The organism is Paenarthrobacter sp. 2TAF44 (assembly GCF_052114885.1).
Lineage (GTDB): Bacteria > Actinomycetota > Actinomycetes > Actinomycetales > Micrococcaceae > Arthrobacter.
The window spans coordinates 121256-144862 of record NZ_JBFRFP010000002.1; the positions used below are offsets into that span (position 1 = coordinate 121256).

Below are 23607 nucleotides of genomic sequence, written 5' to 3' on the forward strand. Positions count from 1 at the left end.
GAGAGATTCTCGTGAGTAATGGCATCAGCGCCGAACAATTGATCATCATCGGCTCGGGTCCGGCTGGCTACACCGCGGCCATCTATGCCGCCCGGGCAGGGCTCAAACCGCTCGTCCTGGCCGGTTCGGTCACTGCGGGTGGCGCTTTGATGAATACCACCGAGGTCGAAAACTTCCCCGGCTTCCCCGCCGGTATCCAGGGTCCCGAGTTGATGGACGGACTCCAGGAGCAGGCCGAGAAGTTCGGCGCCCGCATCGTGTTCGACGACGTCACGGAAGTTGATCTGAAAGCTCACCTCAAGCGGGTGGTCACAGGAGCGGGGGAGACGCACGAAGCGCCCGCCGTCATCCTCGCTACTGGCTCGGCCTATAAGGAACTCGGACTGCCGGAAGAGAAAAAGCTCAGCGGACACGGCGTGTCCTGGTGCGCCACCTGCGACGGCTTCTTCTTCCGGGAACAGGACATCATCGTGGTCGGCGGTGGAGACTCTGCCATGGAAGAAGCCACGTTCCTGACACGTTTCGGCAAGTCCGTCACCGTCGTGGTCCGTAAGGATGAACTTCGTGCCTCGCGCATCATGGCCCAGCGCGCCAAGGACAATCCCAAGATCAGCTTCGCCTGGAACTCCGCCGTCACCAAGATCCACGGCGACACCAAAGTCACCGGAGTGACTCTCACTGATACCCGCACTGGAGTAACCCGGGAGCAGGCTGCCACAGGGATCTTCGTTGCCATCGGTCATTTGCCCCGCACCGAGCTTGTCGCCGGTCAAGTAGACCTCGACGCTGAGGGATACATCAAGGTCGATTCGCCCACCACCTGCACCAATCTCTCCGGGGTCTTCGCATGCGGGGATGCAGTGGATCACCGGTACCGCCAGGCGATCACCGCCGCCGGAACAGGGTGTGCTGCAGCGCTGGATGCGGAACGATTTCTGGCGGCACTTGAGGACGCAGACAGCATAGCTACGGCACTGGTGGAAGAACCCACCCACGCCTGAGGAACTTTAAGCGCCTGAGGATCTTCAACGATGAAAGAGGACACCATGGAGCCAGCGAAGAACCTTCCCGTCGCGGTGATCGGTGCCGGCCCGGTCGGTTTGGCCGCAGCAGCGCACTTGCTGGAACGTGGCCTCGAGCCAGTCATCTTTGAAGCTGGGCCCGTTGCAGGTGCCGCCATTGAACAATGGCGCCACATTCGGCTCTTCTCGCCTTGGCGGTTCAATATCGATGCCGCTGCCGTCCGCCTCCTGGAACAATCAGGCTGGGAATCTCTGCGTCCCACGGCACTGCCTTATGGCGGGGAGCTCATCGACAACTACCTCACCCCGCTGGCAGCCATGCCGGTCATCGCGTCCCGGTTGCAGACGGGGGCCCGCGTTATCGCAGTTACCCGCCGAGGACTGGACAAGACCCACCTCCGTGATCGGGACACCACTCCTTTCCTGGTCAGGGTGGAGCACGCAGACGGCGAAACGCGCGATCACGTTGTGGCTGCAGTCATCGACGCCTCCGGCACGTGGCCAACCCGCAATCCACTGGGCACCTCAGGGTTGCCCGCCATTGGCGAAGACACGGCAGCGAACCGCATATCTTCGCCGCTCCCAGACGTCGAAGGCCGGGACCGGACCAGCTTTGCCGGCCGTCGCGTTCTCGTCGTGGGCGCTGGACACTCGGCTGCGAACACCCTGATCAATTTGGCCGAACTCTCCAAGGACGAACCCAACACCCGGATCCTTTGGGCCGTGCGAAGCGGCTCCGCAGAGAAGGTCTACGGTGGCGGAGACGCCGATGGACTGCCCGCCCGGGGCCAACTCGGCGCGAGGCTCCGCAGGCTCGTCCAAACCGGCAACATCCAACTGCACACACGTTTCGGCATAGTTGGCCTGAAAACGCTCGATTCCGGAGTGAGCGTTGAATCCGTTGACGGACGCACGCTGGATGTCGATGTCATCGTTCCCTGCACCGGCTTCCGCCCGGATCTGGAGATCCTGCGCGAACTCCGCCTCAACCTCGATCCTGCCGTTGAAGCACCCACTGAACTCGGCCCATTGATTGACCCCGAATTCCACTCCTGCGGCACTGTCCCTCCACACGGTGCCAAGGTGCTGGCGCATCCTGAGAAAGACTTCTACATCGTAGGCATGAAGTCCTATGGCCGTGCCCCTACCTTCCTGCTGGCAACGGGCTATGAGCAGGTCCGTTCAGTCGCCGCTGCACTGGCTGGTGACCACCAAGCGGCGGACATAGTGCATCTGGAATTGCCCGAAACTGGAGTCTGCTCAACCGACGCCGGGACCAGCTGCGATGTTCCCGCCACGGCCGCCACGGCTGTAACCGTAGAAGCGGAGTCGGGCTGCTGCGCAGCACCCGAGCCAGCTTTCGTCGGCTTCCCGACCGGACTCGCGCACGGCCGTTCCGGGAATTAGTCGCTAGGCGTTGACGGTGTTCCGTTCGCGATAACCGTCGGCGGCGTAGACGCCCAGGATCCGCACCTCCGTGGTGAAGAATTCCAGCTCCTCCAGCGCCCGGCGGAGACGTGCGTCCCCAGGGTGCCCTTCGACGTCGGAGATGAACATTGTGGCCGCGAACTCGTTGCCCACCATGTAGCTCTCAAGCCTGGTCATGTTCAGGCCGTTGGTCGCAAAACCGCCCAACGCTTTGTAGAGCGCTGAGGGGACGTTGCGCACACGGAACACGAAGCTCGTGATCGCAGGACCGGGGAGCTCGTCCTTGGTGGGAATTTCGCGTTCCCGCGCCAGAACCACAAAGCGGGTGGTGTTGGTCGGGTCATCCTCGACACCGGAGGCCAGGACATCCAGACCGTACAAGCCTGCGGCCAACGGAGGAGCGAGAGAAAGCTTGCGGGGATCGTTCCAGTCGCGCACTTCCCTGGCTGATCCGGCAGTGTCTCCGGCGATGACTGGCTTGAGGCCGGCTTCACGGATGATCTTGCGGCACTGACCCAAAGCATGGATATGGCTGTGAACCTCTGTTGCGCCTTCAATCGTGCTGCCTGGAATGCCCAAGAGGTCGAATCGGATTGGGAGGAAGTACTCGCCCACGATTTGCAGCTTGGACTGGGGGAGCAGCACGTGGATGTCAGCCACGCGTCCGGCGATGGAATTCTCAATCGGGATCATCGCCAGCTCGACTTCGCCCGTGGAAACCAGTTCAAACGCGTCCTCAAAGCTGGCGCACGGCACGCTTTCGAGCTCGGGGAACATTTCCTTGCACGCGAGATCCGAATTGGCTCCCGGTTCACCTTGATACGCAATCTTCTGGGCCATGGTGCTCATGCTTTCACGCGGAGCACCCTCAACCCAACTAGGGGACAGATAACGGCGCTATGACGGTTCAGAGCGACGTTATCTGTCCCCCAGTTGGGCCAGCCAGGGGGCCGGGACTAGCCATTGATGATCTGCGGAACGCCCAGGGCCTTGAGACCCTCGACGCCGAACTCCAGGCCATAGCCGGACTGCTTTGCGCCACCGAACGGGATGCGGGGGTCCACAGCGCCGTGCTTGTTGATCCACACGGTTCCGGCTTGGATACGGGAGGCAACCTCGCGGGCGGCAGCCAGGTCGGAGGACCAGACTGAGGCGCCCAGTCCGACGTCGAGGGCGTTTGCCTTGGCGACGGCCTCGTCAACGGTGCTGTACCGGATGATCGGCAGGGCAGGGCCGAACTGTTCCTCGGCCACCAGCGGGTTGTCGTTGTCGATGTCGGCCACCAGGGTCGTGGGGTAGAAGTTGCCGGGCTGATCGGCGTCGGGGTTGCCACCGAGGAGGACGCGGGCACCGGATGCGCGGGCAGCCTCCACCAGTCGGGCCACGATGTCGTACTGCTGGCGGTTCTGCAGCGGGCCAAGGACGTTGTTCTCGTCCAGGCCGTTGCCCATCGGCATCGCAGCAGCAACAGCTGCCAGTTCCGTGCACACTGCCTCGTACAGCGAGTCATGGACGTAGAGGCGCTTCAGCGCGGCACAAGTCTGGCCGGTATTGATGAACGCACCCCAGAACAGGCCCTCGGCGATGGCTTTCGGGTCGGCGTCGGGAAGGACGATGCCGGCGTCGTTGCCGCCGAGTTCCAGCGTGAGGCGCTTGACCGTATCCGCCGAGGAACGGATGATGGCCTTGCCTGTGGCTGTGGAGCCGGTGAACATGACCTTGCCGATTGCCTCATGGGCGGCCAGGGCCTCGCCGACGTCGCGGCCACCGGAAACCACGGACAGCAATCCCTCGGGCAGTTCCTGGTTGATGATTGCGGCCAACGCCAGCACGGACAGCGGAGTGTATTCGGAGGGCTTGACCACCACTGCGTTGCCCATCCGGAGGGCAGGGGCGATCTGCCAGACGGTGATCATCATGGGCCAATTCCAGGGTCCGATGGCACCCACGACGCCGATGGGCCGGTAATGCAGTTCGGCGCGGGTCTCGCCGTCGTCCACCACGGTTTCAGGGTCCAGCGGCGTGGCGGCAGTCGCGCGGAGCCAGGCGGCGCAAGCGCCGACTTCGAAGCGGGCATTCGGCCCATTCAGCGGCTTGCCCTGCTCGCGGGAGAGCAACTGGGCGAGCTCTTCAGCAGAGCGTTCGACGGCGTCGGCGGCCTTCATGAGCGCAGCGGACCGCGCGTCGTGGCCCAAGGCAGCCCAGGCCGGCTGTGCAGCTGAGGCAGCTGCAACAGCGGCGTCAAGATCTTCAACGGTGTGGACGGGGGCTTCACCGACAGCCTCACCCGTTGCGGGGTCAAGAATCGTGCGGCTGTTCTGGCCGGGGGCCGGGGTGATCGAGGCCAGCAGGGCGTCGTAAGTCTCCATTGGTACTCCGCTCGGGTAGTAAGTCTTGGCGGCCAGTGAGGCGCGCGGCGATGATTCCAGTGTGGTCGGCGTCACGCGTGGCCGCCTTGTCTATGCACGAACAGCCCTTGACGGGAAGCGAACGCTTTCCAGTGGACCCGATCGTGCCGGATAATTTGGCGGGTGACTCTTGCTTCCCTCGCCGCCTTCGCCGGTCTCTGCCTGGTCCTTTCCGTGACCCCGGGCCCGGATACGTTCCTGGTCCTGCGTATTGCCCTGAACCGGCCCAGCGCCGGAATCGCTGCGGCGGCAGGATCGGCAGGTGCCGCAATTGTGTGGGCTGCTTTGGTGGGCATCGGATTGGCCGCGCTGTTGGAACAGTCGGCTGAGCTCTTCCGATGGCTGAAGATCGCGGGCGGCCTGTACTTGCTGTACCTCGGCGTTTCTTCGTTCATCAAGTCCCGTAAAGCTGCCACGGCAGGCGGAACAGAGTCGGAAGCGCCCCTCCCGTACAGCCGGCTTGCGGCACTGGGGGCAGGAGCGCTCTCCACGCTGCTCAACCCCAAGGTGGGCCTGTTCTACCTTGCCGTGGTCCCACAGTTCATCCCGCACGGCGGTGACACTATGGGCACGTCACTCATCCTGGGCATCGTGGTTGCCGTCATTGCCTTTGCCTACCTCTCGATGATCGCAGTGGTGGCGTTCAAGGCTATGAGGTGGCTCAAGCGCCCCAAGGTGAGTACCGCCGTCGAGCGTGTCAGCAGCGGGGTTATCGCCGGACTGGGCGTCGGCGTGGTGGCGTCGGGCGCCACCAGTTAGCTAGCCAGCCAGCAACCTCAGATAGTTGTCCAGCTGCCCTTCAAGGTCCTGGGCGAAGTGCTCTCCGGGCGAAAGCGCTGCCACGATCTGGGCGCCCAGCATCATGTTGAGCAGATGATCGGCGACGGCGGCGTCCCCAATGGGGGCGGTAATCTCGCCGGCCGCGCGGGCTGCTGCCGTATGTGCCGTGATAGTGGTGTGCCACTGGTTCATGGACTCGCTGTGCAGGGCCGCCATCTCGGCGTCGTTGAGTGCCTTCTGCCAAAACGGGATAACGATGCGGGCTTCGTTGACCCGTTCCTCGTCCAGTGGCAGGACTTCGGCGCAGAAGGCGCGGAGGGCAGCGATGCCGGCCAGACCAGACGTCACGGCGGCAATGCGCTGGTTGGTGCGGTTGAAAACGTGCCCGAAAGCTGACGTCAGCAGCAGATCCTTGGTGGGAAAGTAGGGCTTGAGGGCGCCATTGGCGAAGCCGGCTTCTTCGGCAATTTCCCGCATGGTAGCGCCTTCAATGCCCAGCCTTGCGATGATCCGCCAGGTTGCGTCCACCAGTTCGAGGCGTCGTTGATCGTGGTCCACAATCTTTGGCACTTTAGGGGGCTCCCGGAGAAATGTGTGGCAGACAGGTCTTGGGTCTCATCTTACGTTTCAGGCGGGCGCTGACTGAGCGTCAAAGGTGCGTCTGTATTCCGTGGGTGTGATGGCAAACGCGCTTGCGAAGTTCTGCCGGAGCGTCACAGGGCTGCCAAATCCGCAGTCAGCCGCAATCTGATCTACCGACAAGTCTGTGGTTTCCAGTAATCGCCGGGCAGCATCGAGTCGTCGCGTGCGTATCCATGCCGAGGGTGTGGTCCCTGTTGAGGCACGGAAAGCGCGCACGAAAGTACGGCGACTCATGTGGGCCTGGGCCGCGAGGCGATCGATGCTGAGGTCCTCGCCCAGCCGGCCCAAGGCCCACTCCAGCAGGCGCGCCACTGGATCATCCGAGGAGCGTGGTGGAAGGGGATGCTCAATGTACTGCGCCTGTCCGCCCTCACGGTGTGGGGCGATGACCAGGCTGCGAGCAATTCGGTTCGCTGCCTCCGCTCCCAGACGGGCCCGAACCAGGTGGAGGCAAGCATCCAGTCCGGATGCTGTCCCCGCGGAAGTCAGTACGTCTCCGTGATCGATGTAGAGCACTCTTTGATCGAGGAATACATCGGGGTGCCGGTTGGCCAGGGCGTCGAAGGCCTGCCAATGTGTGACGGCAGAACGTCCGCTCAGGAGGCCGGCATCGGCGACTGGGATGGTGCCAAGGCAAAGCCCCAGGATAGTTACGCCGCGCTCGTGAGCCTGTTGAAGGATCTTGCGTAGAGTCTCGCTGGTTTCACGTCCGTCCGCGAACCACGACGGCACCACCACAACGTCTGCCTGCTCTGCGGCATCCGGCCCTTGGATTTCCCCTAATTGATAACCCTCGGTGGTTCGAATAGGGCCCGCCTCGTCTGAGAAGAGCACTGTGTTCCACTCAGCCAAGCCTTGCCGTGTGACTTCGTCGAAAACCATCTGCGGAACCGCCAGATGAAACATTGTGACGTCATCGAATGCGTAGACAGCGATCCGCATGCAGCCCTCCTTAGTGCTTTGGCCCAATTCCATCGTATATGGGCATTTGTGCCACTGGTAGTTACTGACTGGGGCGCCAATGATGGAAGGGTCGCCAGTTGGCGAGCAACGATCCGCTATTTGGGAGAAAAGTATGAGCACCCCCCGCCGCGCCCTTGTCCTTGTCGATGTCCAGCAGCAGTACTTCAGCGGACCCCTTGAGATCCAGTACCCGAAGCACCAGGAATCACTTCCGATGATCGTGAAGGCCATCGATGCCGCGGCCGCCGCAGGAATTCCCATCCTGGCGATACAGCACAGCGAAGGAGAAGGCGCGCCGGTCTTCGCCCCTGGAACGCCTGAATTTGATCTCCACCCGGACGTCGAAGCGCGCCGGACTGCTTCATGGAAAGAGGTCATCAAGCGTTACGGCTCGGTTTACGCTGGCACGGCCGTCGCTGGCTGGCTGCGGGAGCACGACGTCGATACCGTCACCTTGGTGGGTTACATGACGAACAACTGCATCCTTGCCTCGGCCGTTGAAGCGGAGTTCCTTGGATTCACCACTGAAGTCCTCTCAGATGCCACTGGCGCCATCAACCTCGTCAATGATGCAGGTGCGGCGGACGCGAAAACCGTGCACACCACGCTTATGGCGCTGTTGAACTCCAACTGGGCCGCCGTTGCCTCCATGGGGGAATGGGCGGATGCACTCCAAGTCGGGCGCGCACTGGAAATGAGTGATCTGGGCACGTCGGCAACGGCGGGGAGCGCTGCAGTTTCTTAGAAACAATGTGGACCAGGCCTTGTGACTGAGCTAACACGTAAGTTATTCTCTACACCTATAGAAAATAAATCCTGACCCATCACAGGTCCCGGACAAGAGGCAGCCATGACGCCCACAGCAACCCAGACAGCAACTGACGCAGCCGCCGTCGAGGAAACCCAGTACCGCCTGGCCAAGGGCGCTGAAATTTCGGAGGTGAAGCATGTTCTGCAAGCCGCCGGTCACCTCGGAGACACCAAGCGGATCGCCTACCTGGGCCTTGTGGATCCGTCCCGTGGGCAAGAAAAAGAAGATCGCCGTTTCCGGGTTTTCATCCATGACATCTCCGGCGGGGCTCCCACGGACGTCCTGGTGTCCGTGACTCGCGGCGAGATCCTGTCCGCAACAGAACTGGACACCAAAGTCTCCGGCGAACTTCCCGTGCTGGAGGAAGAGTTCGAGGTTGTTGAGACGCTGCTTGCCACGGATGAACGGTGGCTCGCCGCCCTGGCAGCACGGAACCTCGATGTGGCCAAGGTACGCGTCGCTCCGCTGTCCGCCGGCGTGTTTGAGTACGACGACGAGAGGGGCCGCCGTATCCTCCGTGGCCTGGCATTTGTGCAGGATTTCCCTGAGGACAGCGCATGGGCGCACCCGGTGGACGGTCTGGTGGCGTATGTGGATGTGGTCAACAAGGAAGTCACCCAAGTGATTGATCTTGGCGTCATGCCGATTCCGGAAGAGCACGGAAACTACACCGATCCCGAACTCACGGGCCCGCTCCGGACCACTCAAAAGCCCATCAGCATCACCCAACCCGAAGGCCCGAGCTTCACAGTCACCGGCGGCAACCATGTGGAATGGGAAAAGTGGAGCGTGGACGTCGGCTTCGATGTGCGCGAAGGAGTGGTCCTCCACAACCTGGCCTTCAGGGATGGAGACCGCCTTAGGCCCATCATCAATCGCGCCTCCATCGCCGAGATGGTTGTGCCCTACGGCGATCCGTCACCTATCCGCTCCTGGCAGAACTACTTCGACACCGGCGAATACCTGGTGGGCCAGTACGCCAACTCCCTGGAACTCGGTTGCGATTGCCTGGGGGACATCACCTACCTCAGACCCGTCATCAGCGACGCCTTCGGCAACCCCCGGGAAATCCAGAACGGCATCTGCATGCATGAGGAAGACTGGGGCATCCTCTCCAAGCACTCGGACCTCTGGACCGGGATCAACTACACGCGACGCAACCGCCGCCTGGTGATCTCCTTCTTCACCACCATCGGCAACTACGATTACGGCTTTTATTGGTACCTCTACCTCGACGGAACCATCGAATTTGAAGCCAAGGCCACCGGCATCGTGTTCACCAGCGCCTTCCCCGAGGGCGGCTCGGACAACATCTCGCAGTTGGCTCCAGGACTCGGCGCGCCATTCCACCAGCACCTCTTCAGCGCACGGCTGGACATGGCAGTCGACGGTTTCACCAACCGGGTGGAGGAAGAGGACGTAGTCCGTCAAGCGATGGGTGCAGGCAACGAGCGCGGCAACGCCTTCTCCCGCAAGCGGACGCTCCTCACTAAAGAGTCCGAAGCCGTCCGGGAAGCGGACGCGCGTGCAGGCCGGACCTGGATCATCTCCAACCCCGAGTCCCGGAACCGACTCGGCGAGCCGGTTGGCTACAAGCTCCACGCCGAAAACCAGCCCACGCTGCTGGCCGATCCAGATTCCTCCATCGCAAAGCGCGCCGCTTTCGCCACAAAGGACCTCTGGGTCACGCGTTACTCCGACGAGGAGCGCTACCCCACTGGCGACTTCGTGAACCAGCACTCCGGGGGAGCAGGCTTACCGGCCTACGTTGCCCAAGATCGCGACATCGACGGCCAGGACATCGTCGTTTGGCACACCTTCGGCCTCACCCACTTCCCTCGCGTGGAGGACTGGCCCATCATGCCCGTGGACACAGTCGGCTTCAAGCTGCGCCCCGAAGGCTTCTTCGACCGCAGCCCCGTACTGGATGTGCCCGCCAACTCTTCAGGTTCGAGCTGCCACAGCCCGGCCACCGCCGCTACGGATGAACACGGCGAAAGCCACCATGAGCACGGACCCTGCCACTAAACGGACATCCGGGCACATGACCACGACGACGGGAGGGGTCCAGTCAGCCGGGCCCGTCCTCCATCCCCGGATCTGCGCAGCCCTCACGGCTGTCTCGTGCCTGGTCCACCTTTGGGTCGCGGCGTGGGGTCATCACGACGCATGGCTCGGCGTCCTCATGATTGCTGTGGCGGCAATCTGCATCCCCTGCACCTTTCACATCTGGCGCCACAGCCGCGTCGGAGCTCTTCACCAGGTGACGGTCTCCGCTGTGGCAATGATTGCCCTTCATTCGGTCTTGCTGTTGGGAGCGGGAGGTGCCGGACACGCGCACGGTGAGGGACGGGCGTCGAGCGTTGTTGATACTTCCGGCGCTGCCGGGTTGCTGCTGGTGATCGGACTGGAAATCACGACGGCGCTACTCGCCGCTACCTTGGTGGCACGGCTGCGGCGTCGGGTACAAATGGCCGCTGCTTCCTGACCTTCTTCGGCGCCAGCTAAGCCGGTAATCAGCCCTCTTGAGTTGCGCAGTGCCCGCCAAAGAATCCAAAGAGGGTCAGGAAGCAAAACGCCCAGCAAGAATTCGGCAGGATATTGCCTCGAGCAGGCAGTTTTCCCGCTTGTTGCACCTGCCCCGAACACTGTTCAGTAGAGGGGTGAGTAGAGCTGTCAGTAATTCGGGCCTTGGACTCTTCAGGGCCACGGGGATTTATGTAGGTGCCATTCTGGGCTCGGGTGTGCTGGTCCTGCCGGCCATCGCCGCCCAAGTTGCCGGACCGGCGTCGTTATTAGCGTGGGCGTTGCTGTTGGTCTTCTGCACCCCGGTGGCGTTCAGTTTTGCTGAAATGTCCAGGCAACAGCCCGACGCCGGTGGGATCGCCACGTTCGTGACCCGCGCTTTCGGGCAGCGAGCCTCGGTTGTGGCCGGCTACCTCTTCTACTTCGCCATCCCGTTCGGGGCGCCCGCCACCGCGGTGATCGGCGGGGAGTACATCGCGCACGCCATGGGCGGTGGGCGTGAAACGGCCCTGATCGCGGCGGGGCTGATCCTTGCGGCAGGTTTCCTGAGCAACGCGGTGGGGATCCGCGTCTCGAGCAAACTCCAACTCCTCCTCATGGTGTTGCTCGTGGCGTTGCTGGCACTGGCCGTAGCCGTGGCAGCGCCCTCCGCCAAGGTAGAAAACTTCGTGCCCTTCGCCCCGAATGGCTACTGGGCAGTGGGCGGTGCAGCGAGCCTGCTCTTCTTCTGTTTCGCCGGGTGGGAGGCCGTAACGCATCTGGCCGGGGAGTTCCGCCACCCCGAACGCGACCTGAAGCGGGCCACTTGGCTGACGCTCGTCGTCGTCGGCGTTGTTTACATCGGATTGGTGGCGGCATGCGTCGCCGTCCTTGGTCCAGGACTCGCGGGCAGCAGCGTCCCGGTGGCCGAACTGCTGGCGAAAGGACTGGGACCGGCGGCGGCTCCCGTGACGGCTGTTGCGGCAGCCGTGTTGACGTTCGGACCACTCAATACGTTCGTGGCCGGGGCCAGCAAGCTTGGCGCCAGGTTGGCGTCCGACGGCGTGCTGCCGCGACCCTTGGCACGTGGCGTGGGTGCCGGGGAGGTGCCTTCCGTGAGCCTGGCGGCACTCGCTGTCATGACGTCACTTTCCTTTGCCCTCGCAGCTGTGGGGTTCCTCAGCATGGAATACCAGATCGGCGCCGCCTCGGCGTGCTTCACCGCCGTCACCGCTTTTGGTCTGGCCGCCGGGGTACTCCTGTTGCCCCGCGGAACCGCGGCCTGGTACGGCGTGATCGTAGCCGCCGTCGTGATGCTCGTGGTGTTGCTCTTCAGCGGCTGGGCGCTGCTGGTGCCGGCCATGCTGGGTGCTGCGGCATTGTTGGTGGGCCGCTTGTATTTGAAGCCCCCGGTGCCACAATTGAGCCATGGCCGCAGCGTGGTCAATTCGTGAGGGGTTCCGCAGCGGGCCTGACCCTGATGCCCTGCGCCGCCCCGTCTTCATTGCCGCGGTGGTTGTCTTTGCCCTGGTAGTCCTGGCCGAGGTGGGTATGTCGCTCCTGCTGGGGCAGACCGCCGTCGACCCCGTCTCCGCAAGCGATGCCAACAACCTTGGCGTTCCGCTGGATGTCTTCCTCAAGACGCAGCGAGCCGATGCCGAACCGCCGGGCGCGGGCATTGGATTCCTCGCATTCCTCGATGGCTTGCTGTTGTTCACGGTGGTCATGCTGGGGCTAAGTCTGATCATCGATCTGCGAACATATGGCCGGATCCAAGGCCTCACAACGTTCATCGTGACGCTGCTCTGGGTTATCGCGGCGTTCCTCACCGCAATGTTGGCCTTGGCGAAGTTGTTCCTGATGATCGGGTTGTTCGTGGCCACCCCGTTTGGAACCATCGCGTACCTGGCCCTGTGGGGGAGCTTTCCGAAAGGGCAGGCGGCGGCAATCCTGGGTTTGCTGTTGGTCCTGAAAATCGTGTTCGCGGTGTTGCTGATTCTCAGCCAGCCGAAGTTCCTCAAAGTCACAGGGCTGGTGGTGCTGCTGGCGGTGTCCGTGCTGCTTCAGGTGATCCTTGGAGTGATCCACGGGTTCCTGCCAGGTCCGCTGGTGTCCATTGGAGATCAGTTCTGGGCGTTGATCACCGTGGTGGTGGCGCTCGTGTGGGCGCTGATTATGCTGATTGCGTCCATTCCGGCGATCATCAATGCCCTGCGTGTGAGTGGTTCGGCGGGAGACTAGCTTTGCCACCCGTCCGGTGACTTCGCGGGAATCTTGCCAATTCGCATGGAAGTTTCCGTGCGAACGAGCAGCTTTCCCGCTACTTCGAGCCAACTCACATCGAAAGCCGGGTCAACTTGTCCGGATTCGAGATCTGCCGCAGCCCGCGGATGGTGCCGTCAGGGCCGCCGTCGAGCACCAAGACGTCGGCGCGACCCGAGTGCCGGAGTACCAGCGCTGGTTCCCCGTTCACAGCGATGAGATCAGCGGTGACGGACCGTACGGGATCGAAGGCGACTGCTTTGCCGAGGATGCCCGCGAAGAACCGCCCGATCCGCTCCGCTCCGAACACCGGGTTCATCGCGCTCTTGACCTTGCCTCCGCCGTCGGCCCAGAGGACAGCATCCCGATCGAGCATCGCCACTACTGTGTCAATGTCACCCTGTTCGATGGCGCGAACCAGCTTCTCCAAGGCCGCGCGATCCTTGGTCCTGGGAGCGGGAGCGTCCGGGTCGATGTCCAAGCGGCGCTCAGCCCTGGAAATCATTTGGCGTACGGCCGCAGGGGTCTTTTCCAGGATGTCCGCGATTTCCGGCGCGGACATCCCAAAAGCTCGGTGGAGCACCAGTGCGGCCCTCGCCTCCGGAGCCAGTTGCTCAGCCAAATGAAGCAAAGTCAAGGACAGCAGCTCACGGTTGGCCACGGTTTCCTCCGGAAGCCTCGAGGTGTCTACCGGCTCCGGCAACCAAGGCCCGGTGTAGTCCTCGCGCACAGCGGCGAGTTGGCGCACCCGGTCAACGGAGCGCCGCACGCACACTGTGGTTAGCCACGCTGGCCAGGATTCCACACGGTGGCCATCGGCCTTGCGCTCCTGCCGAACGGCATCGATGGCAACCTCGGAGACGACGTCCTCGGCATGGCCGAAATCTCCCAACATCCGGTAGGCGATTCCCAGCAAACGATTCCGTTCGCTCTGCCACGCGGCCGTGGCCGATACCGCAAGACTCATGCCCTCCACGCTACCCCTCAGACGATCGGGTTCTTCTCATCCACCGGCGGCTCCATCTGCGTGCTGATGGCGATCCTGTTCCACACATTGATCGTGGAGATGGCCAGGACCAAGCCTCCCATCTGGCTGTCGTCGAAATGGGTGGCAGCCGCATTCCAGATCTCATCGGTAACTGTGTCCGGTCCCAACTGGGTTATTGCGTCGGTCAAGGCGAGTACGGCCTGCTCGCGGGCATCGAAGAACACTTTGGAGTGTTGCCAGGCGGCGACAGCATGCAGCTTTCGTTCCGGGATGCCGCGCTTCTGGCCGTCAGTCGCGTGCATGTCCACGCAGAAACCGCAGCCGTTAAGGATGGAGGCGCGGAGCTTGATGAGCTCGTACAAGTCGGGATCCACCGACTTGCGGGCGTAGCCTTCCAGCCCGATGACAGCGGCATAGCCGAGTTTGTTGCTGTGGCCGATATTGATGCGGGTCATGCTGTTTTCCCTTCCGTGGTGGTGCCTTACATCAGGGATGTCGTAAGCGGGGATGGAAGTGTGACAGTTTGAGCAAGGCCGCGGTCCCGGATGAGATCACGAAGGACGGATAGTCTGACGTCGAGGTCCAGGGGAGGAAGAAGGGCTGCTGCGTGAACTCTTTTGCGGCGGGGGGTCAATACATAGTGTGAGCACAGACAGCGACATCATTAGGCGGTCCCGGGACAGCCCCGCAGTTTTCGGGGAGCTGTACGATCGGCATGCCTCAGCCATTTACAGGTATGCGGCCAGAAGGGCCGGGGAATTCGCCGCGGACGACGTCACCTCGGAAACCTTCCTGGTCGCTTGGGAGCATCTGGAAACCTACGACACGGGCCGGGACGATGCCCGGCCATGGTTGTTCGGAATCGCTACTAATTTGCTTCGACAGCATCACCGAGCTGAAGCAAAAGTTCTCAAGACGGCCGCCAGGTCCGCCACGCGCGAAGCAGCGGCCGACGATTCAGACCGGATCGCCGCAGAGGTCGACGCCAAGGTCGCCATCGGTCGAATTGCCCAGTCCCTCCGGAACATGGCAGCCATAGACAGGGAAACGCTGCTGCTCTACGCATGGGCCGATCTGACCTACGAAGGCATAGCCCAGGCCATGAGCGTGCCGGTGGGGACGGTTCGTTCCCGCTTGAACCGTGCTCGCCAAATACTTCGAACCCAGTTCAGCCTCGAAAGACTTACCGAAACGGAGAACCACCATGGACGAACTGCAGCTGCTCCGCGAGATGCGTAGCGACGTCGGCTCCGCACCATCTGCCACGTTGGCCCGCGGCAGGGAGAAGGTCATGGCCAAAGTGCAAGCGTCCGGCACCTCAACACCTCAACGTAAAACGACAGTTACGCCCATCCGATTCGGGCGACGTGCTCTTTTGGCTTCTGCCGCTGCCGCCCTGTTGGTCGGCGGTATCGTCATTGCCGATGTCGTCAGATCCGGCGGTCCGGGAACCACAGCAGAGGCAGCCGAGGTGCTGAACAACGCCGCTGCTGCAGCCATTCAAACGTCCGACCCCGTGGTGGGGCCCGGCCAGTATCTGAAGATCGCAACGAAGTCGGTCTTTGGAACGGGCGGGCAGGCTGCCGATGTAAGTGACGTGAGATGGGAAGAGACCACAAGCAGTCAGATGTACGTGCCAGCCGACAGGGCAGATGTATGGGTCTGGAACCGGGAACCTCGCCTGATTTTGGACTCGCCGAGCGAGGAAGCCAAGGCTCTGCCAGACGAGGTCCGTAAGGCTCAGGAAGCCGAGTCGGATGGGCAACCTGAGTTCGTCGGGATTCTGCGCTCCCCGGGAGGTGTCTTCCATGGGAATGAGCCGACCGTCATCGTTGGTACGCCGTTAAGGGAGGCCGCGAGTCTACCCAGGGATCCACGGGCTCTGCTGGACTTGATCTACGAACGCACCAAGGGCACCGGGAAGTCTCCCGACAGTGAGGCTTTCACGGCAATCGCTGACGGCCTGCGGACAGGAGTCGTTCCGGCTGACCTCCGCGCTGCGCTCTACAAGGCAGCTGCTCTGATTCCCGGCGTTACGGTGACTGACAGGCACGCAATGATCGACGGCCGCACAGGCATCGCCATTGGTATCGCATCATCAGACGGAGTGACGGGATCGAACATCGTCATCGATCCCGCCTCGGGTGTGGTCATCGGGGGACAGTCCGTGCTGATCAAGGATTATCCCGGATATCCCGCGGGGACCGTCACGACGTGGACCTCGCTGAGGACCTCGGTGGTGGACTCGGCGCCCTAAGCTGTCGCGCCGCGAAGCATGCCAGGACCTTGTTAGAGTCGGTGCGTGCGAGCAGTGATATTTGATGACGTCCGGGCCCAGCCTGAAGTGCGGGAAGTAACCATGCCTGAGGCACCGGCTGGTGGAGTGGTGGTGAAGGTCGAGGCCACGGGCATGTGCCGCAGCGACTGGCACGCCTGGGCTGGACACGACGACATCGCTTTTCCCCACGTGCCCGGCCACGAGCTCGCCGGCGTCATTGCAGCAGTGGGCGAAGGTGTCCACGGCTGGAAAACCGGGGACCGGGTAACTGTTCCGTTCGTCTGCGGATGCGGCAAATGTGAGTGGTGCCTGGCGGGTGAGGCACAGGTTTGCCCGGACCAGCAGCAACCCGGCTTCACCCATTGGGGATCGTTCGCCGAATACGTGGCCCTGCACGCTGCCGACAGCAACCTGGTTGCCCTCCCGGAAAGCGTCGAATTTACGACGGCGGCAAGCCTCGGCTGCCGCTTCGCAACGGCATACCGCGTGTTGGCAGCCCGTGCGCAGGTGAAAGCCGGTGAGTGGGTGACAGTTGTAGGTGCCGGAGGCGTCGGGCTGAGCGCTGTGATGATTGCCAAAGCCATGGGCGCCAGGGTCATCGCCGTGGACCGGAACCCGGAGGCACTGGCTGTGGCTGCACGTTTGGGTGCGGATCACACGGTGCTCGCCGACGGCACGGACATCCCCGCCGCAGTCAACGTCCTCTCCGGCGGGGGCAGCCACGTGGCGGTGGACGCTGTCGGAAGTGAACAGACCTGCGCCGACGCAATCCTCAGCCTTCGCAGGCGGGGCCGGCATGTCCAGATCGGTCTGCTGCCAGCCATCAACGGAAACCCGCAGGTTCCCATGGCCAGGGTTATCGGGTGGGAGCTCGATCTTCTCGGCAGCCATGGCATGGCCGCAGTTGATTACCCAGGCATGATGGCGCTCATCGAGCAGGGTGCGCTTCAGCCGCAGCTGCTGATTGAACGCACCATCGGCCTGGAAGAAGCAGCGTTATTGTTGCCAACCTTCGAGACAGCGACCGTGGCCGGGATGACCATGGTCGACCCTGCGCGCTAACTGCCTGGCACCCCAAGTAGGTCGCATTTGTGCGCGTTTTGACGGCTCAAAACGCGCACAAATGCGACCTACTTGGGTTAGTCCGCCGGGCGGTTCCGGTACGCGGCGAGGAAGTGTTCGATCCTCCGCACGGCTTCCTCGATGTCCTCGACGGTCGGCAGGATCACGAAGCGGAAGTGGTCCGGCGTGGGCCAGTTGAAGGCCGTTCCATGCGAGACGAGAATCTTCTGCTCCTGCAGGAGTTGGAGGACGAACTTCTCGTCGCTCTCGATGGGGTAGATCTCAGGGTCCAACCGCGGGAACAGGTACATTGCGCCGGCCGCGGGAACACACGAAACGCCTGGGATTGCCGTCAACAATTTCAACGCCAGATCCCGTTGCTCACGAAGGCGCCCGCCGGGACGGATGAGTGCCTCGATGCTCTGGTATCCACCCAGGCAGGTCTGGATGGCGTGCTGGGCGGGAACGTTGGAGCACAACCGCAATGAGGCCAGCAGTTCCAAGGATTCCCGATAGGCAGCCGTTGCGGTCAATGGTCCTGTCACGGCAACCCAGCCTGCACGGTAGCCGGGCATGCGGTAGGCCTTGGAAAGTCCACTGAACGTCAGAACCGGGATGTCGTCTGCCACGGACGCGGTATGAATGTGCGGTGCGTCGACGTAGCGGATCTTCTCGTAAATCTCATCGGAGAACAGGACAAGATCGTGCTTCCGCGCGAGCGCTGCGAACTGCTCAAGGATGTGCCGGGGGTAGACGGCACCCGTTGGATTGTTCGGGTTGATGATCACGATGCCCCGTGTGCGCGGGGTGATTTTCGCTTCGACGTCGGACATGTCCGGCCACCAGTTCTCGTCCTCATCGCAGAGGTAGTGCACGGCTTTGCCACCCGTGAGTGTCACGGTCGCGGTCCAGAGCGGATAGTCGGGAGCCGGGACGAGGATCTCGTCACCGTTTTCCATGAACGCCTGCAGGGTCATGGAAATGAGTTCGCTGACGCCGTTGCCTATGAAGACATCCTCGACGCCGATCGTCATCAGTCCTCGCGTTTGGTAGTACTGCGAGATCGCGGTCCGGGCGGAGAATATGCCCTTGGAATCGCTGTAGCCCTGAGCCCCACGGATGTGGTGGATCATGTCCACCACCACTGACTCCGGCGCTTCCAACCCGAACGGCGCCGTGTCCCCAAGGTTCATCTTGAGGATGCGGTGTCCCTCGGCTTCCATGGCCTTGGCGGCCTGGAGGATGGGACCACGGAGTTCGTAGCGGACATTCTGGAGTTTGCTGGAGTGCTGCATGGGACGCATGGTTGATCTTTTCATGGCAGCTGCCCAGGCAGGCAAACGTGTCCGGAAATAGTCACGGGTTCAGCCGCACCTCGCAGAGTTGGGGGTTGCTCAGGCAGATGTTTACCGGATCAAGGATGATGCTCGACCTCAACTCGGTTCGCACCAAAACGAGTGCGTTGACGTTAACTTTCGTGCCGACGTCGGGATTGACGCCCACCACTACGCACCTCATCAGGGAGAGGGGAGGCGAGCTTTGGCAGGCGGAGCCCTGGGTGAAGTCCAATTGCAGTTGTGCGGTCTGGAAGGCATTGCGGGCGGTTTCGATCCGTGACCCCAGGACACTGGGCACGGTGGCCTTCACGGGCACGGCAATTTCCAGGTTGACCGTGCTGCCGCGCCCTACCTTCTCGCCGCCCGCGGGACTCTGGTTGACTACCGTTCCTTCAGGCGAGGCGCTCTCGATTTCCGTCGTAGCCGCTTTGAAACCGGCGTCCGTCACGATCTTGACCGCTTCAGCCTGCGGTTTGGTTTTCACGTCCGGAACGTTGGCGTCCTTGAACATGAAGTACAGGATCACGCCGATAACCGCCAGCAGCACCACACCCCCGATGATCACCCACAACCACGGGAATCCTGGCTTGGGCTTCGGCTGCTCGGCCGCCGGAACAGTCAGCGTGACCACATGCGCCTGGTCCGCGTAGTCCTCGGGTGCGTCGTCGGCAGAGTAGGCGATCAACTTCACCGGGTAGCTGCCCGCGGAAGCCCCGTCGGTGTCGAAATTGACCACATACTGTTCGGTGGCCCCCGCGGCGATGGTCCGCAACGGGTTGGGGATGGTGGTGTACGTTTTCGACGGCGGATTGGTCACCTGCCCGGGGAAGGCGCCGAGCACCACTCGCTCGGCTTCAGCGGAGCCGTTGGTGACGGATGCTGTCAGCGATCCCTTCCCTTCTTTAAGGACCACATCCGGGGAGCTCAACGTCATGGTGATGGCAGTCATGGCACAACAACTCCTGGGATCGCGGTTTGTAGTTTCGGGGCACAGCAGCACATCTCAGCCTCCGGGCTCCTGGATCAGCAACACACAAGGCCCCAGGCCGGGACAAACGATTCCCAACTGTCCCCCCGAGGTGCCGAAGGTCAGGTCCACGGTCTTCCCTGGACCTGAATTCTGCTCAGCCCGCGTGCCCTGCACCAACAGCGAGACTGTGACCGCCTGCTGGGGTGCCAGCCTTGCCCGCTTGGTGGGAGGTCCGAAATAGAACAGGCCCCCACCGAATTCCTTCACCTCGAACACACACGCACCCGTAACCACCAACTGTGTATCCGACGCTGAACACGAACCGCCTTGGGCAGACAGGTCCGCTGAGGTGAGTTGCGCGCCCGCGGCTGCGTTGGAGAAACCGCCCTGCCAGTCCCGTGCCGCATCGTTGTTCCCGCCGCCACAACTGACGCCGAACACCAGCACTAACAGCGCGATGACCCCGCAGGCAATCACCACAAGAATCGGCGTGCGGTTCTCCTTATTCATGCTTGGTCACCGTTCATCTGCCCGCACCTCAAGCTCATCCGTCACGTGCGCAGGCTTCATGCCTTTGACGATCCGCCGGATCAACTCCAGCTGCCCACCCGCTTCCGCAGGAACCAGCACCTTGATATGGAACGCGCCGGGGACGGATTCGACGTCGAACCCCGGCACCCCCGTGGCAAGGTGCAGGAAGCGGGTGAGCCCGTCCACTGTGCCGCGGCGTGCAGAGAGCTGCGCGGCGGCTGCGATGAGGTCTCGCTGTCGGGATATGGGAATGGCGCCGGTCGCGGGCAGGCTGCCGGGCCCTGTACCACCGGGCCCTGTACCACCGGATCCAGCGCCGCCCTCCGGGCCGGGAAGCGTCAACCAGTCCAGATCTACCCAGCGCGAGAGAAAGGGAATCAACGACGACGGCGCGCGGCCAGGATCGGGAACGGTATGGATGCGGTCCAAGACCTGCCGTACGGGCCCATGCATATCCTCGGCCACGGCAAGAAGCGCCTGCAGGGGAGAGCTGGTATCGGCGGCCACCTGGAACACTTCCGGCAGGACCGTCAGCAGTTTGGACTCCGAGGGCCCCATGGACTCAGCCATTGCCATGGACCACCTCGATCCTGTGGTCGCCGGAGCAGAACAGCCAGGTGTCGGGCAGCGTCACAACGTCGTCCACCAGGCGCCGGGTGCAGCTTTCCCATAGAACGGCGTTGTCTGTGCTGCGATAAACGCCTTTGGGACCGGCAGCCAGGACCAGAGGCTTGCCGTCAAGGATCGCACCGGACACCGAACGGACAGGCTCGAACCGGGTGCGGTCCCTCAGCGGCAAATTGCAGTTAACGTCCGGCACGCTCCACTGCGCCGACGCCTGACCCAGCTGCAGCCGCAACACCCCGCCGCTCTGGGTAGCGGCGTAGGCAGCGTTACCCATCACGTGGACACCCCAGCAACTGCCCCCGGTCCAGCCAGTGCTGAACTCCTCCCACGAATTCATGAAGGACTCATCAAAATCCGTGCGGCCCAACTCGTCGATCTTCAGCCGCAGGCATCCCGTCCCGGTCCCTTCCGGCACTGCCCGGCCGAGCCACACATAGCTCGCACCGCCGTCGTACTGGATGGTCATGCAACGGATGTCCTCGCCGGAGGCCTTGACCTGCTTGAAGCTGTCGGCGGTACCGGCGTCGGGAGAGAGCCAGACGCCGGCCGAGGCCTCGGCGGCCACCACAACACCTGTTCGCCCGCGGACGTCCACCAAGGCGTCCACGGCGTAAAAACCACGATCCGGCTGGGACGTGTCTACTACGTTCTGCACGGGAATGGCACCTTGGCTCATCGGAAGTTCGTAGAGGCCGCGCTCGCCTGCCAGCAACAACAACGGCTCACCCTGGCGGTCCACCCAACACAAATCGGCGACGACGAACCCCAGTTCGGCTGCTTTGCGCCAGGATTCGCCGAGGTCCTCGCTGATATAAATGCGGGACCCCGTGCCCGTCACCGTGTTGACAGCCACCATGCCTGGGTGCCGCTCTGGACCCACCCGGCCGGCTGCGGGGGAACGAAACGGAGCGATGGCACGGACGGTTTCTTCGGTCTGGTCGCCGTCGGAGGCATCTCCAAAATCCGCACAGGCTTCCCAGCCGTCAGCGGCGTTGGTGGTGCGGAACAGCGTGCCGCCCTGGGCCACGAACCACGTTCTGTCCTGGCCTTCAGCCTGTACCAAGGACACGGCATCACTGTCCGGAACTTTGTCCACTTCCAGCCTGACCCGGTCTACATACTGAACGCCAGGCTCGGCCTCCTCCATGGCGCGGTACAGGTTGGAGACACGCAGTGGCTTCCCAAAGCCGGATCCGTAACTGGACGAATCCGGGCTCAGCGGACTGATCCCGTCAGACAGGCGGCCCACGATCCTGGACTTCACGGCGTCGGCATCCTCATCGGGACGAACAACGATCCGCGCATCCACCAGCACCTGTTTGTAGAGGCCCCAGCGCACTACAGGCTCGGCGCCAACCGTGGACCGCCTGCGGAGATATTGTTCCACTTCAAGCCGCACTTCGTCGCGTGCGTGTGACATAAGGTCCGCTGCGCCTAATGGTTCGGCAGCCCCTGCTCTGCCGCCAGGAACGAACGGCACCAGCACAATTTCCACTTCCCCCGGCAGGGCAAACGCCCACAGATCCTTGCGCGTGAAAGCCCGCGCACGGCCCACACCGCCGTGCCGACGCGCCAGCACTTCGTAGTCCCGGACAGTAACTGCACGGTCGCGGGCTTGGAAATCCTGAGGCGCGCGCCGGAGGGCGTTCTCCAAGGACTCGCCATCGCGGCCGCCCGTTGCCGGCTCTGGATTAGTGACCTTGGCTCCCGGAACAGGGGAACGTAGCACCGTGAGCTGACCCGCGGCAACGTTACCTCCCGAACCGCCACCGCTGCGATACCAAGCGCGAACTTCGGCACCTGCCCCCGGCACTAATGGCCCTTGACCACTTTCCGTCCGCGCCCTGGACTCTTCGTCCCACCAAGCGAACATTGCGACGCCGGCACTTCGGTCGATCCGCACCGGCATCTCACCCGGCCTTGCGTCGGCGAACGCCTCCACTTCCTTGCAGTACCGGAACGGCTTTCCGTCTACGAGCACTGCCTCACCACTGCTTAGCCGCGTCCCGGCCGGAACCTCGACGGCGACCGCCAGCCCTGCGCCCGAGACGATCGGCGCGTTCGGGATCACGAAGCTCTGGCCTGGTCTTCCAGTCCCGGTACCAATCGGTACGGCGTCGTACATGGTGACATCGGCTGCGGGGACCAGGACGCTGCTCATGCCGGGAGCCAAAGTGGCTGCCGCCGTCGTCGTAAATACCGGCTGGGATGAACCAGGAATACCTGGTGGGCAGCTGACCTGCGTGCCGCGGGGGATCCGGATCTCCTGATCGCCCACACTTGAGCGGCTGAATTCCAGCATCGTTTCGGCGCTGCTCGGCGGGTACAGCGACGTGCCCAGGAGGTTCAGGTAGACGGCGTAAAGCTTGTCCGGCACGCGGTTCAGCCGGTACATGAGCGTGTCCGTGAGGTAGGCGAAGGCCTCCACGATGGTGATGCCGGGATCGTGGACCGAGAGGTCAGTCCACTCAGGGGCGATTTGCTGGATGCGTTCGCGGGCGCCGGCCACGAGCTCCGCGAAGCTGCGATCGTCCAGGTTGGGCACGGGAATACTCATAGTGCACCTCCGGATTCCACGGGCAAGGCGATGGCAATCTCATCCTCAAGCTGGGTAGTACGGACACGGTATTTCAGCCGGACCTCGAGAACTTCGGGGTCCTCCTGGGACCGTGACGCGTCCAAGGAAAGGACGGTGATGCGCCGCTCCCACTGTTCCACCGCGCGGGCCACATAGTGGATGGCGAGCCCGGCGGTGGTGTCGTCAGCCGGCGCGAATGCCAAACGGAACAAGTGGCAGCCGTACGTCGGGCGGTTCACGCGCTCGCCGGGCCTGGTGCTTAGCAGGAGGAGGAGGGCCTGGCGGATGGAGGCTGCGTCCGTAACAGTCGCCAGCCTCCCTGCCGGAGTGATGCGCAGACCGGGGACGCCGGCGCTGGCGTCGAAATCCGGATGGACGAAAGCGATCGATGTGTAGCGTGGCGCGCTCATGACTG

General features: G+C 62.9%; 23 protein-coding genes. 11 read left to right on the forward strand and 12 right to left on the reverse strand.

Features of this window, described 5'->3' with window-relative positions; translation table 11 throughout:
• The first annotated feature begins 23 nt into the window (after positions 1–23).
• Both trxB and AB4Z15_RS03005 read left to right on the forward strand, forming a co-directional pair.
• Positions 24–1001 (forward strand): thioredoxin-disulfide reductase, encoded by a 978-nt coding sequence (gene trxB / locus AB4Z15_RS03000; protein ID WP_442016187.1) that lies wholly within the window; start codon positions 24–26, stop codon positions 999–1001.
• Positions 1002–1046: 45 nt separating this feature from the next.
• Positions 1047–2429 carry an FAD-dependent oxidoreductase gene (locus AB4Z15_RS03005; protein ID WP_442016188.1) on the forward strand — a complete coding sequence of 461 codons (1383 nt, stop codon included), beginning with the start codon at positions 1047–1049 and terminating at the stop codon, positions 2427–2429.
• 3 nt (positions 2430–2432) lie between these two features.
• Here the strand turns inward: AB4Z15_RS03005 and AB4Z15_RS03010 are convergent, their stop codons facing one another.
• Positions 2433–3290, reverse strand: coding sequence for a prephenate dehydratase (locus AB4Z15_RS03010; protein WP_442003360.1), 858 nt, complete (start codon positions 3288–3290; stop codon positions 2433–2435).
• A 116-nt stretch (positions 3291–3406) separates the two neighbouring features.
• Positions 3407–4819: an aldehyde dehydrogenase family protein gene (locus tag AB4Z15_RS03015; protein WP_442016189.1), complete on the reverse strand. Its 1413-nt coding sequence runs from the start codon at positions 4817–4819 to the stop codon at positions 3407–3409.
• A gap of 162 nt (positions 4820–4981) precedes the next feature.
• Between AB4Z15_RS03015 and AB4Z15_RS03020 the strand changes: the two genes are divergently transcribed.
• Complete coding sequence (locus AB4Z15_RS03020) at positions 4982–5617, forward strand: LysE family translocator (RefSeq protein ID WP_442015999.1); 636 nt, start codon at positions 4982–4984, stop codon at positions 5615–5617.
• Here the strand turns inward: AB4Z15_RS03020 and AB4Z15_RS03025 are convergent, their stop codons facing one another.
• Both AB4Z15_RS03025 and AB4Z15_RS03030 read right to left on the reverse strand, forming a co-directional pair.
• The gene (locus AB4Z15_RS03025; RefSeq protein WP_442016000.1) at positions 5618–6208 is read right to left on the reverse strand and encodes a TetR/AcrR family transcriptional regulator; all 591 of its coding nucleotides are present in this window, start codon (positions 6206–6208) and stop codon (positions 5618–5620) included. It abuts the gene before it with no gap.
• A 57-nt stretch (positions 6209–6265) separates the two neighbouring features.
• On the reverse strand, positions 6266–7222 hold the full coding sequence (locus AB4Z15_RS03030; protein WP_442016001.1) for a GlxA family transcriptional regulator: 957 nt from the start codon (positions 7220–7222) through the stop codon (positions 6266–6268).
• Positions 7223–7355: 133 nt separating this feature from the next.
• Here AB4Z15_RS03030 and AB4Z15_RS03035 point away from each other — a divergent pair, with 133 nt between their 5' ends.
• The 5 genes from AB4Z15_RS03035 (at position 7356) to AB4Z15_RS03055 (ending at position 12800) form a co-directional block, all read left to right on the forward strand.
• Positions 7356–7988 carry an isochorismatase family protein gene (locus AB4Z15_RS03035; protein WP_442016002.1) on the forward strand — a complete coding sequence of 211 codons (633 nt, stop codon included), beginning with the start codon at positions 7356–7358 and terminating at the stop codon, positions 7986–7988.
• A gap of 105 nt (positions 7989–8093) precedes the next feature.
• Positions 8094–10082 carry a primary-amine oxidase gene (locus AB4Z15_RS03040; RefSeq protein WP_442016003.1) on the forward strand — a complete coding sequence of 663 codons (1989 nt, stop codon included), beginning with the start codon at positions 8094–8096 and terminating at the stop codon, positions 10080–10082.
• Positions 10083–10098: 16 nt separating this feature from the next.
• Positions 10099–10542, forward strand: coding sequence for a hypothetical protein (locus AB4Z15_RS03045; protein ID WP_442016190.1), 444 nt, complete (start codon positions 10099–10101; stop codon positions 10540–10542).
• Positions 10543–10717: 175 nt separating this feature from the next.
• Positions 10718–12013 carry an APC family permease gene (locus AB4Z15_RS03050; protein WP_442016004.1) on the forward strand — a complete coding sequence of 432 codons (1296 nt, stop codon included), beginning with the start codon at positions 10718–10720 and terminating at the stop codon, positions 12011–12013.
• Positions 11988–12800 (forward strand): hypothetical protein, encoded by an 813-nt coding sequence (locus tag AB4Z15_RS03055; RefSeq protein ID WP_442016005.1) that lies wholly within the window; start codon positions 11988–11990, stop codon positions 12798–12800. The genes AB4Z15_RS03050 and AB4Z15_RS03055 overlap by 26 nt, the downstream gene beginning before the upstream one ends.
• 94 nt (positions 12801–12894) lie before the next feature.
• Here AB4Z15_RS03055 and AB4Z15_RS03060 read toward each other — a convergent pair whose 3' ends face one another.
• Positions 12895–13788, reverse strand: coding sequence for a sigma-70 family RNA polymerase sigma factor (locus AB4Z15_RS03060; RefSeq protein ID WP_442016006.1), 894 nt, complete (start codon positions 13786–13788; stop codon positions 12895–12897).
• Between the two features lie 17 nt (positions 13789–13805).
• Entirely contained in the window at positions 13806–14264 is a 459-nt protein-coding gene (locus AB4Z15_RS03065; protein ID WP_442016007.1) for a carboxymuconolactone decarboxylase family protein, read from the reverse strand.
• Between the two features lie 187 nt (positions 14265–14451).
• On the opposite strand from AB4Z15_RS03065, the gene AB4Z15_RS03070 reads away from it, so the two are divergent.
• From AB4Z15_RS03070 to AB4Z15_RS03080, 3 genes are read left to right on the forward strand one after another with little or no spacing between them, the layout of a single operon-like run.
• Positions 14452–15048, forward strand: a complete 597-nt coding sequence (locus AB4Z15_RS03070) for an RNA polymerase sigma factor (RefSeq protein ID WP_442016008.1) — start codon at positions 14452–14454, stop codon at positions 15046–15048.
• On the forward strand, positions 15014–16066 hold the full coding sequence (locus AB4Z15_RS03075) for a CU044_5270 family protein (RefSeq protein WP_442016009.1): 1053 nt from the start codon (positions 15014–15016) through the stop codon (positions 16064–16066). The genes AB4Z15_RS03070 and AB4Z15_RS03075 overlap by 35 nt, the downstream gene beginning before the upstream one ends.
• A 45-nt stretch (positions 16067–16111) precedes the next feature.
• Positions 16112–17149 carry an alcohol dehydrogenase catalytic domain-containing protein gene (locus AB4Z15_RS03080; RefSeq protein ID WP_442016010.1) on the forward strand — a complete coding sequence of 346 codons (1038 nt, stop codon included), beginning with the start codon at positions 16112–16114 and terminating at the stop codon, positions 17147–17149.
• A gap of 77 nt (positions 17150–17226) precedes the next feature.
• On the opposite strand, the gene AB4Z15_RS03085 is transcribed toward AB4Z15_RS03080, so the two are convergent.
• From AB4Z15_RS03085 to AB4Z15_RS03110, 6 genes are read right to left on the reverse strand one after another with little or no spacing between them, the layout of a single operon-like run.
• Complete coding sequence (locus AB4Z15_RS03085; RefSeq protein WP_442016191.1) at positions 17227–18453, reverse strand: pyridoxal phosphate-dependent aminotransferase; 1227 nt, start codon at positions 18451–18453, stop codon at positions 17227–17229.
• 52 nt (positions 18454–18505) lie between these two features.
• Complete coding sequence (locus tag AB4Z15_RS03090) at positions 18506–19435, reverse strand: PASTA domain-containing protein (protein WP_442016011.1); 930 nt, start codon at positions 19433–19435, stop codon at positions 18506–18508.
• Between the two features lie 54 nt (positions 19436–19489).
• Positions 19490–19966, reverse strand: a complete 477-nt coding sequence (locus AB4Z15_RS03095) for a hypothetical protein (RefSeq protein WP_442016012.1) — start codon at positions 19964–19966, stop codon at positions 19490–19492.
• A gap of 6 nt (positions 19967–19972) precedes the next feature.
• Positions 19973–20563 carry a hypothetical protein gene (locus AB4Z15_RS03100; protein ID WP_442016013.1) on the reverse strand — a complete coding sequence of 197 codons (591 nt, stop codon included), beginning with the start codon at positions 20561–20563 and terminating at the stop codon, positions 19973–19975.
• Positions 20550–23171, reverse strand: coding sequence for a baseplate J/gp47 family protein (locus AB4Z15_RS03105; RefSeq protein ID WP_442016014.1), 2622 nt, complete (start codon positions 23169–23171; stop codon positions 20550–20552). The genes AB4Z15_RS03100 and AB4Z15_RS03105 overlap by 14 nt, the downstream gene beginning before the upstream one ends.
• Positions 23168–23602: a GPW/gp25 family protein gene (locus AB4Z15_RS03110; RefSeq protein ID WP_442016015.1), complete on the reverse strand. Its 435-nt coding sequence runs from the start codon at positions 23600–23602 to the stop codon at positions 23168–23170. Before AB4Z15_RS03110 ends, AB4Z15_RS03105 begins: the two co-directional genes overlap by 4 nt.
• Positions 23603–23607 lie beyond the last annotated feature (5 nt).